At 59.3% G+C, this 13338-nt stretch carries 8 protein-coding genes; 3 read left to right on the top strand and 5 right to left on the bottom strand.

Annotated features, from left to right (window positions below):
• The first annotated feature begins 1126 nt into the window (after nucleotides 1-1126).
• Complete coding sequence (locus CVM73_RS37855; RefSeq protein WP_100236806.1) at nucleotides 1127-1492, top strand: Nif11-like leader peptide family natural product precursor; 366 nt, start codon at nucleotides 1127-1129, stop codon at nucleotides 1490-1492.
• Between the two features lie 82 nt (nucleotides 1493-1574).
• Nucleotides 1575-3107: a radical SAM family RiPP maturation amino acid epimerase gene (locus CVM73_RS37850; protein WP_100236805.1), complete on the top strand. Its 1533-nt coding sequence runs from the start codon at nucleotides 1575-1577 to the stop codon at nucleotides 3105-3107.
• A gap of 209 nt (nucleotides 3108-3316) precedes the next feature.
• On the opposite strand, the gene CVM73_RS39540 is transcribed toward CVM73_RS37850, so the two are convergent.
• Nucleotides 3317-3517, bottom strand: coding sequence for a hypothetical protein (locus CVM73_RS39540; RefSeq protein WP_146006736.1), 201 nt, complete (start codon nucleotides 3515-3517; stop codon nucleotides 3317-3319).
• A gap of 285 nt (nucleotides 3518-3802) precedes the next feature.
• Here CVM73_RS39540 and CVM73_RS37845 point away from each other — a divergent pair, with 285 nt between their 5' ends.
• Nucleotides 3803-5884: a RiPP maturation radical SAM C-methyltransferase gene (locus CVM73_RS37845; protein WP_245452549.1), complete on the top strand. Its 2082-nt coding sequence runs from the start codon at nucleotides 3803-3805 to the stop codon at nucleotides 5882-5884.
• 889 nt (nucleotides 5885-6773) lie between these two features.
• Here the strand turns inward: CVM73_RS37845 and CVM73_RS37840 are convergent.
• From CVM73_RS37840 to CVM73_RS37825, 4 genes are all read right to left on the bottom strand, one after another.
• Nucleotides 6774-7946 (bottom strand): TlpA disulfide reductase family protein, encoded by a 1173-nt coding sequence (locus CVM73_RS37840; protein WP_100236807.1) that lies wholly within the window; start codon nucleotides 7944-7946, stop codon nucleotides 6774-6776.
• A 1302-nt stretch (nucleotides 7947-9248) separates the two neighbouring features.
• Nucleotides 9249-9713 (bottom strand): CopG family transcriptional regulator, encoded by a 465-nt coding sequence (locus CVM73_RS37835; protein ID WP_100236804.1) that lies wholly within the window; start codon nucleotides 9711-9713, stop codon nucleotides 9249-9251.
• A gap of 7 nt (nucleotides 9714-9720) precedes the next feature.
• The gene (locus CVM73_RS37830) at nucleotides 9721-10662 is read right to left on the bottom strand and encodes a type IV secretory system conjugative DNA transfer family protein (protein ID WP_430641331.1); all 942 of its coding nucleotides are present in this window, start codon (nucleotides 10660-10662) and stop codon (nucleotides 9721-9723) included.
• Nucleotides 10663-10795: 133 nt separating this feature from the next.
• A partial coding sequence (locus CVM73_RS37825) for an amino acid adenylation domain-containing protein (protein WP_146006735.1) occupies nucleotides 10796-13338 on the bottom strand: 2543 nt, incomplete at its 5' end.

Genomic DNA, 13338 nt, shown 5'->3' with positions numbered 1-13338 from the left:
GCAACCCGACCCTACCGGCGAACTGCCGGTGACCACCGCAAAGCCGCCCGCCCGCTACGGCGCTATTGGGGGCGCGCGTCCGGGCGGCTTTGCTCTACCGAGCTACACCACCTCCGGGGACACGATCGTGTTGAGCCGCGCGCCAGAAATCGCGCAAGCTAGAACGCCTCGCCGCTGGGCGAGATCAAATCGGAAAGGTGGGCGACAACGTCTCGCAATCTCCGGGCGACTTCATATCGGTACACCCGGGCGACCTCGTCGGAATCCGAAAACTAGGCTTCAGCGAGCGCCCATCGGGGCTCGACGGGGGGCCGATAGCGCGGTGGCAGGCCGGGTCACCGACTTGCGCGAGACCGAGACCCCCGCAATTCTCCAGCGATGGACCTCAACATCAAAGAGAGATGACCGGACGATCTGCTGACGCTGCTTGAACGCGATCGTGCCATCTTCGAAAGCTGGGAGCTTTAACGGATCGGAACACCGGGAGCGACCTCTGTCTCCGGTTTCGACTATGATCGGGCAGTTGGTCGCCTGGCGAGCGTCCTCATCAACCAGCGGCTCCACGGCTATCAGTGCACTCGGCTGACCGCCGCCGAGATCGCGCACATTCGGTCAACCGGTATGCAGTTGCCATATGAAACAGTACTGCGCCAGCTTATCGAGACGCTGCGAGCTGGCGGCCTAATCGATGACGACATCGCCGCCGATTCATTGCCGCCGGCGCCTGATAGATGCCGCGCCTTGACGAGCAAAGCGTAGATGATGCGCGCCAATCTTGTTGGCGAGGGCCACGGATGCGACCAGCAGGGCATTCAAGCCTCGTCAAGCAGCTTGACGATCAAGGTCGCACTAACGATCAGCAACGTCCGAAGTCGCCGATTCCCGCGTTTTGATATCGACCCAAGCCGCTGCGTTTGCATACTGACAACGAAAACCTCGCCCCGCGGAGTGGGCCGATTGTCCGTTCGGCAACGAAATGTCACTAAGCGGACGATACGCACGGTCAGAAAAAGCGAAAATCAGCAATCTTCAATGCGGCACGCCGCTTGCCTTGTTCACAGCGTCGGCACTTTTCAGCCCGTGATGGAAGATTTGGCGACTTTGAGCAAAGGCAGGGAGACTGGCTGTGTCGCGAACTGACGTAGAGCGATTCGTCAACGATCTCGGGAACGAGGGTGGTCTGCTTGAACGGATAAAACCGACTGCTACCGGCCTTGCATCGATTGTCGCGATCGGAAAGAGCCTCGGCTACAGCTTCACACTTGATGAAGCTAAAAGCTGCATTCGAGCCCGACAGAAGCTAACGACTAAACGGCTCGCCGGTGGGACTTTTTATTCGAGTGATACGATCTCGACCAACGCTGTGCAGGCCCTTGCAGAGGTGGCCACGAGCGGCGCGCAAGCCGCCGAAGCGGCCTCTGACCACGCCACGGCAGTTGAGCCCGTTGCAGTTGTCGTGGTTGTTATTGTTGCGGTCGCGGCCGAGGTTTGACCTGCCCTTCGCTCTGACCGCGTCGGCTGGTTGCTGAAGGAGGCGATGAAGTGCGATGAGAACATGAAGTAAGCCTCGTCAAATGACACACGCTGCCGCCGAGCACTACCGACAGATTTTTGACCGGCGCACCCCGGAGCAACTGCGCACCCTGTCGCACCTCAAACGCTTCATGGAGCGGTTAGTCGGTGACGTGGAGTTCCGCAGGGCGCTTGCGGAGGCAATCGCCACCCCTCGAGCGGTAACAGAGCGGTACGGCATCAAAGTGGATCCAATGGAGGTGCTGCCGCTCTGGCGCGGTGGCTACCAACAATACCGCTTCAAGCCGGAGTCTGCGCCGTGGCCGCTGGCTGTGATGTGGGATGAGTACCTCCGTGAGATGATGCGTCACCGCGACCTCTTGCGCGACGAAGGCGAGATGTCAACGATCAATCCTCGCTTTCATGCTTGGCGCGAGAGGCAAATCCGGCGCTGCAATGACCAATTGGGCGTGTCGGCGGCGGCGCTCACGCACCCCATAATCGCTTTCGAGCTAAGCGAAGGCTGCACCGTTGGCTGTTGGTTCTGCGGCCTCTCGGCCGATCGCTTCAAAGGCTATTACAACTATAGCAAAGAGCATGCAGCGCTTTGGCGGGGCGTGGTTGGTGTCGCGAGCGAAATGTTTGGTTCGGCAGTCCGCACGGGCTTCTGCTACTGGGCCACAGATCCTATGGACAACCCACACTACGACCGCTTTCTGTTCGACTACTATCAGATTACGGGCGCGTTACCACAAACAACAACGGCAGCCCCACTCAAGGATCGGGCACTCACCAGGCGCGTGCTCGGGCTCTTCAATCTATATCGCACGACGACGAATCGTTTCTCCGTGCTGAGTACGGCACATCTCAATCAGATTCACACGGCGTTTTCGCCTGAGGAGTTGCTAGGAGTCGAACTCATCCTGCAGGGCAACGAGGCGCTGACGGCAAAGGCCATGGCCGGGCGCGCACGCGAGCGGAAGGAGAAGCTCAGGGGCGCTAACAAGGACGGTGCAATCGCCTTTCTGGAACGCAGTCACACGACAATCGCCTGTGTTTCCGGCTTCCTCGTAAATATGCGGCAGGGGCGTTTACGACTGGTGACGCCGGTGCCGGGTAGCGAGCGCTGGCCTCTCGGGTACCGCATCCTGGGCGAACGCTTCTTCAGCACGCCTGACGGGTTCCGGGGCGGGCTGCAGAGCATGATCGAACAGCATATGCTCGAGAGCCCAGCCCATCATCTGCCAATCCGCTTCCGCAGCGACCTGCAATACAAGGCAGGGAGCCGGTACTTTCATCTTCGCTCACGCAACATGGAACACCGCGTTCTCGACGACATCGCCCCGATTTCCGTTGGCCGTTTGATCGCGGACGGCAACTGCACAATGTCGGAGCTGGTTATTCAGGTCGTAGCTGACGGAAAGACCCTCCTTGGGGTCGCCGACTTGCTTGATCAGTTGTACATGGCCGGCCTGATCGAAGAAGACCTCGACGATCGCTTCATCTGGCAGACTGGTGACTGGACGACGAGCCGCCTCGAAGGAGTCAAACACGCGGGCTCCCGCACGGGTGCAGATTGTGCCGATTCGCATTGAGGTACTACTTAGCCTCAAGCAACGGCAGCATCCCACCATCCAACAGTGCTGCGCGCGATGACAAGCCGCTTCGCATCCATGGTCCCTGGCTTCGTGGCGTGCACAACCGACGTGACCACAGAAGTCCAGCGGACTTCCGCGCTTGCGGCTTCGAGCCAAGCCCTCATTTGCGTGCATCAGCGGTGCACGACTGGACGCACGCTGTTCAGTCAAGAATGCCCCGTCCAGTCGTCAATCAAATGGTTCTGCCAGACGACAGTGCCGCTGGTTCCGGAGAGGTCGTCGCTCTTGTGGCGCGCCACTGCAACTTGCACTGGCGGTGATCCTGGTAGCGAACGACGACGCACCTGAAACTTTGATAGGTCCATGTGAATGACGACTTCAATCCGTTCATCGATGATGAAAAACAACGAGTCGCACTCGAGCGTTGGCGCCGCTCAATCTCAAGAGCCGAGCCGCGTGTAGGCAATTATTCACCGCTCGGTTCCAGCACTCTCTGCTTGTTCATGCCGTCCACTCGCCGGGCAACGAACGTGACGCGGAAATCGCAGCTCGAAGCGCGCTGCGCACTAGGAATTAGTCGACTTCATGTTCACGTCTCCAGTCAGGGATTGCGCAGGAGTTCACTTTGCCGTCCGTCGCATGAGACTATGGCAGGGCGAACGCACCTGTGCGCACATCATGAATAACGTGGTATGATTATGAGTATCGATGTACCAATCGTCCTAGTCAACATGCCTGTGTCGGCAGTCGAAAGGCCGTCGCTGGCGCTTGGTCTGCTGAAATCAGCGCTGACCCAGGCTGGACTGCAATCCACCATAGCTTATGCCAACATCTGGTTTTTAGAATACATAGGCATCGCCGACTATGGACCTCTTGAGAGTTGCCCGCCAGAGGAGGCACTGGTTGATTGGCTGTTCGCGGGCATTGCTTTTCCGAACTTCGAACGCGAACAAAACACCTTCCTAGACCTCTATTTCGAGCGCAACCCGATACGCGCAGGCAAAGGTATGGCCGAGCGTCGCGCGAATTTCCTCAGGCTGCGCTCGGTTATCGGCGGGTTTATCGACTGGACGGCTGACAAGATACTGGAGAAGCGGCCGGCTATGGTCGGGTGCAGCTCGACCTTCACCCAGCATGTCCCATCGCTCGCGTTGCTGCGCCGGCTGAGCGAGCGCTCACCTGATCTTGTCACCCTCATGGGTGGAGCAAACTGCGAGTCAATAATGGGGTGGAGCACTCACGCGCGTTTCCCATGGGTCGACTATGTCGTGTCGGGCGAGGCCGACGCACTGATTGGCCCGCTGTGTTGGGACATCCTCAATCGCGGCAGAGACATTCCGCCTGCTGACCTGCCATTTGGCGTTTTCGGCCCGACGCATCGCGAGGCCGGCTATCCCGCGGCGTCGACGCGCGACTTAGTGCCCCGCGCAGTGATCGAGAACATGCGTGACCTGCCGCTGCCGGATTTCTCGGACTATTTTGCGGAGGTCGAGGCATCGCTCTACGCCGATCGCATCCATGCCGGGCTGCCGATGGAGTTCTCTCGCGGCTGCTGGTGGGGCGAGCGCAGTCATTGCATGTTTTGCGGGCTGAACGGCGGATCGATGACCTACCGCCAGAAGCCCGCGGGGCAGGCCGCAGCGGAGATGATTGAGATGTCGGCGCGCTACGGCTCATCGCGCATCGAAGCTGTGGACAATATTATGGCCATTGACTACCTTGAAAAGGCGCTGCCTCACCTCACCGCGCTACCCGAGAAGCTCGCGATCTTCTTTGAGGTCAAAGCCAACCTGAAGCGCCACGAAGTGGAGAAGCTGGCTGCTGCCGGCGTCCGCTGGATTCAACCGGGTATTGAGAGCCTGGATACTCGTGTTTTGAAGCTGATGCGCAAAGGAACGACCTCAGCGCACAATGTTCTGCTTTTGAAGTGGTGCCGTCAGTACGGCGTGCGGGTCAGTTGGAGTTTATTGTGGGGCTTTCCCGGCGAGAGTGATGCATGGTATGCGGAAATGGCCTCTTCGTTGCCGTTGCTGCATCATCTGCAGCCGGGACCTGCGGTACGCTTGCGATACCAGCGCTACAGCCCTTATCATCACACAGCCGAGAAACATGGACTGAAGCTGCTCCCCGCCGCCCCCTATCGCTACGTCTATCCGCTGTCGGAGCGCGATCTCTCGGATCAGGTATACTACTTCGAAGACAGCGAAGACAACGATGTCAGCGGCCATTTCACAGTGCGCGACGCTTACCGCCGCCCGGGACTAAATGCCGTCGCCAAGGGCATCGATGCCTGGCTGAAAGCCTGGTACGGGCCGACTTTGTCTATGCTGTCGATGCAGGACAACGGCGACGAAATCATAGTCGAGGACACGCGAGCCATAGCAGTCGAGCGCGAACACCGCGTCAGAGGCCTCGAGCGAGAAATTCTTCTGGCCGCGGACGAAGGGTCGCCTGAAACCCGCCTGCGCGAACGGCCGGGCGCGGCGAATGTAATGCAGGGCGAGATTGAGGCGGCGATAGCTGACATGATCGCCCGCAAACTGATCGTACGGCTTGACGCGCGGCTGGTTGGGCTCGCGTTATGGCATCCATATACGCCAATCCTTCCCCCGACTGCGTTTCCTGGTGGCTATCTCGACCGACGCTCCACGCCAGCGGCCCCCCGCGCGGATAGGGAAAACTGCGGTGTGCACTTCGCAAGGTCACAACCGTCGCCTGTCTCCTTTGCTTGGCGCTCGCGCCAGTCTTGTCGCTTTGTTCACCCGTGTCGTTGAGCACAATCAACGGCGCCGAGCCCCAAGTTCCAACATATTATGGTTTGAGATATTTGGCCGAAGCGGCGGCGATAATCGCACCAACCTAATGGGGCCGATGAAGTTTATGCGGCGTACGGTGAAATGGGCAATGATCGCCCCAACGACGGGGCCAGCGTCGGCGCGTGCGCTCGCGAGAAAGTCGACCGCTCCGGCGGGACGGCCCGCCGCCACTTTGATGCGAGCAGGTGGCAATCAGATTTCCGAATGGTCGTTCCAACGTCGTCGAATTCCGCGCCGCGTTCGATAGCTTAGAGATGCGCTGCGAACCGCATCGCTCGATCCTCGTACACTACTTCATTGGCGAAAAAGAGAAACCGCAACGAACTTCAAATCTTTGACACAGGTTGCAGCTGCCAAAGCGTCGTGTAGTTTATCGACCGCTCGAACGTTGCGCCTTTGGCGACATATGGCTTGCCCGCGTTCAGCATCGGCTGGAATCGCTCCAACTGCTTCGCCGTGTCCAGATCGATACATAGAGACTTACATTCGTGATCGACGATGTCGTCGCTACTGCACCATCATAAAATGCGGGCAACCCGCACATCGTTTCGATGCCGGGGGCGAAGCACCTTCACCCCTCTTTGCGTAAGCGGTTTAGCTGAAGCGCGGGTTCTACAGCAAGGGACAGCGATCTTAGACGTCGTCCGCCTACGCAATCCATTCGAGAATTTGTGTGAGCCATGCATGCGGATTGACAACATTCATCCTCACCTGTTTGCAGAAGCGTGGCGATGCCCGCCTAGGTCCGGCCGCCCCCGATGGCCGTGGGCACGAGCATCTTACCGTCAGATTTGGTTGCCACTCGCCCCCGGAGAAATGGATGATGGCCAGCGAGTAATTCCGACTGTCACCCTTCTTTTTTCTGTTTGCTCCGTTGCCTGCGCTTTGACGCTCTCGCAAACCCGCGTTGCGGAGTTGCACAAAGACTCTCATGGCAAGCCTTGTCACCCTTGTAGTTGGCCAGCGCTTCGACCAACGGCGGCGTGACGTGCTGTTTCAGTTCGTCGGGGATAGGCTCAGGACCGCCTAGCGAGTTCAACGCCACCTCGACCAATTCGATTGCGCGATCCTTGTTGCCGCTCTCATAATAATACTGCGCGACCGCCCCATAGGTCAGGTACTTGAGGCCACCGTCCCGGTGCGGAGGATTCAGCGCAAGAATGTGTTCGGACAACTCTTTGCCCATCGCAAGGCGCTCGGCAGACGGGAAGTGGGAGTTGTCATTCGCCGGATTGAAGAGTTGGCGCAGCGCCTCTTCCATCCACAGCTCATTGTTTTTGTCGATCGCGTCGCGAGCGAATTGCCTCATAACCGGCAAGCCGGTCTGCATGTTGCGCAGTTTGTGAAGCAACAGATCCGCATGGCGCACGCGGAAGTTGAGGTTGTCCGGCATCACCGCGACGGCCTCTTCGACCGCTGAAACCGCCTTTGCCCAATCCTCCGCCTTCATCGCGGCGAGAATCGGCTCAGTCAACGCCCGCTCGCGCGTCATTTTGTCCATTTCGCGTCGTCCGGCTTCGATCCGCTCTGTGTCGGCGGCTTTAGCTTCATCGCTGGTCCGCCAGCTGCCGTTAAGAACTTTCGGCAAGACGTCATCGAGCTGCATCGGAGGACCGATAAAGGCGATGTGGCCGTCACGGTCAACGACGAACGAGGTGGGAATCCCGACAGAAAAGCTGGAGTCCATCCAAAGCTTGCTCATTTCGCCTGTGGAGTCGAACCCGATCCGATAGTTCAGGTTCGAGAACTTGTCGGTCAACCACGTGTCCAAGCTTGTTCGGGCCTCGTCCGCCGTTGGAGCTTGTTCGTAAGCTGCGACGCCGAGCAGCTCAAGTCCGCTGTCTTTGTATTTCTCTTGCAGCTGTACTAGATGAGGCATCACTGCCGCACATGGTCCGCACCAAGTTGCCCAAAATTCGACGATGTACACCTTCCCGGGCTGGAAGCTCGTGAGGGGCTCGCCTCGCAGCCAGTTCTCCACCTTGATCGGGGGAGCTGGGGACTCCATGTGCAGCACCATGTTGCTCTCCAAAACTATTGCCACTCGTTGCGCGACGTTGTGTGCTAGCCTGTCTCTCTCAGAAACAGAGCACACGGGTTCAAGAGAAGGCGAGCATCACTCGTTTTGCGCTACTGGTGTGCGGTCAGCCCTCACTCCGTGTTTCTGCATCCCAATAGCAACAGGCGTGCCAGCTCAGTCAGCACGCATCAAGCGCGTGACTACGCTTTGAAAACTCCAAGCCGCCCCAAACGCAGCCGGTGTTTTGAACCTGACGGACTTTGTCGCGTGTCAGAACTTGGACACGAATCGCGCGCTTCGCGCCACCAGAACAGCTGGTTTGTGAGTCACCGAATGGAGCCTGGCAACCCCTTTCCCCGCCAGACAGGATGAGAGGAGACCGCGATGCAGATCGGAATCGAAATAGCCAAGGCAGAGGACCGCGACGGGTTCGTGGTCGATGACGACGGACTCATTCGAGGGGGCACTGGAGCACGAGCTGCGGATCGGTGCGCCTTAAAAACTGCCCAGTGCTCGCCAGCACGCCAAGCGTTTCCTGCACCAACTGGCACTTCGATCAATTTGCTGTTCAGCCGCGTGAATCTCGGCCGGACAGGAGTTTTCCGCGGATGTTCGAACAAGGCTGCCGCCCGAAGCGAGCGGCCCGATGGTCATAGACATGCCAGAGAACAATGGTGTGCTGATCGATTGGACTACGGAGAATCGAGAAAATCGTGCTGGGCACGGCAGCCCTCATCGCGCAGGGAGAGACTAAGCTAACTTGCTCGAACTTGATTGCGAATGCTTGCAGACCGTTTGGGAAGCGCCCGACCGCCAAGTCCGCTAGTGTTCATCAAAGTCCATCTCCGGATGCGGGCGACAATGTGTTCGCTATCGTATGAAATCTGCTGCCCGTTTTTCTGAATAGGCACAACCATCTTTGCCGCGCCGTGGAGGACATAGAGGTTTCTCAACCTCCGAGCTAAGCTCGGATCCGGCGCGCGGGCTGCGGAGGGTTCAGCTCGAGAAGCTGATTGACGGGGCTCGAAAACAACAGCCCGTCGAAATCGGACATCCCCCTTTGCAATTTTCCGGCCTGCCAAGAGCCGCTTCGTAAGCCTTGCGTTGGTCTATTGTCCAGAGATCTCATAATGGTGCGCTAGCTTTCGCGAAGCTGACGAGCCTCGGCCCGATGCTTGGTTCGACGTTGAGAACGCCGCCCAGTCCTTAACCGGCGGGATGTTAGCGGCAGCGATAGCTGAACGGTGAATGTCCTGTGCGCTCCCCCGAACTGCGGTGCTCAGAGCTGTAAAGAACTGACGACTAATTACCCGAGGAGCCCGCTTGGTCTAGGCCGACGGAAGATTGAACGCCATCTACGTCATCCAGGATTTCCTGCCTCAGCTTGGGCCCATGGCTTAGTCGCCGGCCCAATGCTGCGACGAAGTTATCATAGCGCGCTCCGGCTTGTGCCCGCGCGGCCTTTGCGGTCGGCTCGGGGAGTGGCGGTGTCGTCGTGAGCCAGAACCAGATGAAGAGTGCGATGGTCTCGACCGAAATCCCGACATCCCGCTCAAGCCGGGCGATCCGGCGATCAATTTGTTCGAGCCTCTTGGCAATAGCGGCCTCCCGCCGCTCGTCGGCGTCTGGCGACAGGAGGGACGCGATCGCGGCTTCGGCGATGAGCGACAGCGACTGTTCGCGCCGAGCCGCGTAGGCTGACAGCTTCTTCATGATATCAGGATCGAGATACACTGACATCTGCGCTCTCTTCTTTGGCGCACTCATGCCTGCCTCACAATCCGAGATCGTCGCCGGGATCGAGAGATGCCTGGCGTGCGACGCCCTGCATCATGTCATTCATGCGCCTGATCCTCGGAGCACCTTCCTCTAGTTCGTCCGCAAACTCCGAGACGAACTCGTTGTCGAGGGGTTCTCTCCTTGCCACGCCGCTACGAGCCAGTTCCGGCTGCTGCCGGCGGTCGGCCGTCTTCGGATCCTCTGCGTCGTTCGTGTCATCGGTCGACGTCGTCGGTGCGGTTGGGCGCGGCGGCAGGGGCCGCTTACTCCAGTCGTCCGGGCGGCAGCCGCTGGGCTTGGTCAGCTTCGGCGGTGCCAGGATGCGTTCCTGGAAACGTCTGTCCTCGTAATAGCGCGCCTTCTTGGCGCGGATCGGATCGAGGCCCGACATCATGACGATCTCATCGGAAGGCGGAAGCTGCATCATCTCGCCGGGAGTGAGCAGCGGCCGGGCGGTCTCCGACCGTGACACCATGAGGTGACCGAGCCAAGGGGCCAGCCGGCTGCCGGCATAGTTCTTCATCGCCTTCATCTCGGTCGCCATGCCCAATGCGTCGGACTCCCTTTTCGCCGTCCTTTCATCATTGGTCGCGAAGCTGACCCGGACGTGACAATTGTCAAGGATGGAGTTGTTTGGCCCATAGGCCTTCTCGATCTGGTTCAGCGACTGAGCGATCAGAAAACTCTTGATGCCGTAACCGGCCATGAAGGCGAGCGCCGATTCAAAGAAGTCAAGCCGGCCGAGCGCCGGGAATTCGTCGAGCATCAGGAGGAGCCGGCGTCGCCCGGCCTTGGCCTGGAGATCCTCCGTCAGCCGGCGGCCAATCTGGTTGAGGATTAGCCGGATCAGCGGTTTGGTGCGGTTGATGTCCGACGGTGGCACGACGAGGTAAAGCGTGGTCGCTCGCTCTCCGCCGACGATGTCGGTGAGGCCCAACATCCGATTATTGCGATTGATTAAACAAATCAAATGATCTGTGATCTTGATCTGAGGCCGGACCTGACTCGATCTGGAGGAAATACGCAGTGGCAGGTCAATATCCGCCCCTCCAATCGATGCCCGAACAAGGTTAGCTCGGCGGCACCTGCGATTGCTGCCGACGGTCTGGTGAATTGGACAAGGCTATCGAAAGGCATCGAGCCAGAATTCGGCGGTTTTCTGGGATGTTCATCATCGTCGTGTGGTCACCCGGAACGGACACGGCGTGAATGGCTTCAGCACGCAAAACCCTGTCCCACCCCCGCAACGGCGAACTTGCTCCCTGACCCATTGAACCTCGTCCACGACGGCTGCGGGCAGGTCCGTTGACATAAAACTGGTTGATCTCGATTCCAAGAGGTGGAGCTTCATACAAGTCCAGTGCCCTTTGGAACTGCGCTGCCTTTTCATACGTCAGAAGAAGGCTTTCTAGATCACGATCCAGAGGTATCGCCCCAATTTGCTGTGCCTTTTGAATCAGTTGGCCAATCGAGCTGTTTGCAGCAAATCGTTCTAAGACCTGGAAGCTGTCATCTTCTAAGAATTCCAAAGAATCCAGTAGCACTTCCCGTACCATCTGGGTCAGCGATAAGCTTCGTCGATTTGCAGATAGCGCAGTATCCATGAAGGCCATGAACGACACAGCTTCATCCAGATTCAGTAACTGCTGCGCAATCGCGTAAGCCAAGATTGCCCCTGATGAGTATCCAGCAAAGCGATACGGTCCACGTGACTGGATCTCTCTAACTACCAGCATTACTTCCGCGGCTATCGCCTCAAGAGTTAGTGGACGTTCGTCGTCGAAATGCGGCCATGGCAAAGCATAGACCGGACAGTCGACGTCCATTTCCTTCACAAGGGGGAGGACATAGGAACAATCGCCCAATCCTGTGGGAACAAAGAAGAGCGGTGGCTGTGATCCCGTTTCCAGAACGGAAATCACTTGCGGACTGCTGGGCTGTCGCTTCAAATGAATCTTCAATGCGAGCTCCCTCAGAACAGGGGCTTGGAAGAGATCGGCGGCGGTAAAGTTGAACCCGGCATCGAGCGCTCGACTGAGCAGCTGCACCGCCAAGAGCGAGTGGCCGCCCAGTTCGAAGAAGTGGTCGTGGCGTCCGACCCGCTCAACACCCAGAAGCTCGGCCCAGATCTGTGCCAGCGTGATCTCGATCTCGCCTTGCGGCGGCTCATAGGCGCGATGCGCATACGCCTCATCGTCCGGCGCCGGCAGCGCCTTGCGATCGAGCTTGCCATTCACCGTCAGCGGCAGCGCCGCCAGCCGCACGAACGCCGCCGGCACCATGTAGTCCGGCAGGTGCGCGCCCACATGCGCCCGCAACGTGGCGGCCAGCTCAGCTCCAGCACCATCCGGCTCATCCGATTGAGCTTCAGGCGCACACACCACATAGCCGACAAGACGCTGCTCGCCGGCACCGTCCTGCTGCACCACCACCACCGCCTCGCGCACAAACGGATGCTCGGCGACCCGCGTCGCGATCTCACCAGGCTCGATGCGGAAGCCGCGGATCTTCACCTGGTCGTCGTTGCGGCCCAAAAACTCAAGATTGCCGTCCGGCAGATAGCGCGCCAGATCGCCGGTGCGGTAAAGCCGGTCGCCGTCCACAAACGGACTGGTGATGAACCGTTCGGCTGTCAGTTCAGGCCGGTTCAGATAGCCGCGCGCCACCCCCCCCCCGCCGATGAAAAACTCACCCGCCGCGCCGAACGGAACCGGCGCACCGTGTCCGTCAAGCAGATACACCCGCGTGTTCGCGATCGGACGGCCGATCGGGACAATGGCGCCATCAAACTCACCCGGACAACTCCACGCTGTCACGTCGATCGCAGCTTCGGTCGGACCGTACAGATTGTGCAGGCCCGTCCAAGGCAAGAGGCGCCGAACCTTATGCACACTGGCGGCAAGAAGCGCCTCGCCGCTGCATAAAACACGCCGCAGCGACGTGCAGCGGTTAACACTCTTCGTATCGAGAAAACTGACCAGCATGGATGGCACGAAGTGAACCGTCGTGATGCGCTCGCCGATGATCAAGTCGACCAATGCAGCGGGATCTCTGTGCGTATCCGGAGGCGCCAGCACCAGGGTCGCCCCTTCAAGCAAGGTCCAGAAGAACTCCCAGGCCGAGACATCGAAGCCAAATGGCGTCTTCTGCAACACGACATCAGTTGCCTTGAGACCATAGGCGTTTTGCATCCACATCAGGCGATTGACGATAGCCCGATGCTCATTCTGTGCCCCCTTGGGCGTGCCTGTGGATCCGGAGGTGTAGATCACATAGGCGAGATGGCGTGAGGTCAGGCCGAGCGCACGCGGGTCCGGATCCGATTCCGGCAGATTTGCCCATTCCGGCGTCGCCGCCAGATCCACCACCGTCAGATCGCGTAGCGCATCGTCGCCCAGCGCCGATCGCCCCGCTGCATCGGCCAGCAGCACTCGCGGCGCCGCATCGTCGAGAACCTGCCGCAGCCGCGCCGGCGGATAGGCCGGGTCCAGCGGCAGATAGGCGCCCCCCGCCTTGAGGATCGCCAGCAGCCCCACCACCATCATCGGACTGCGCTGCAGGCAGATCGCCACCGGCTGATCCGGCTTCACCCCAATTGCGATCAGATGATGCG

It is taken from the genome of Bradyrhizobium forestalis (assembly GCF_002795245.1).
GTDB classification, from domain to species: Bacteria; Pseudomonadota; Alphaproteobacteria; order Rhizobiales; family Xanthobacteraceae; genus Bradyrhizobium; species Bradyrhizobium forestalis.
Note: the sequence above shows the minus strand (reverse complement) of the source record. Positions and strands in the feature narration are given on the sequence as shown.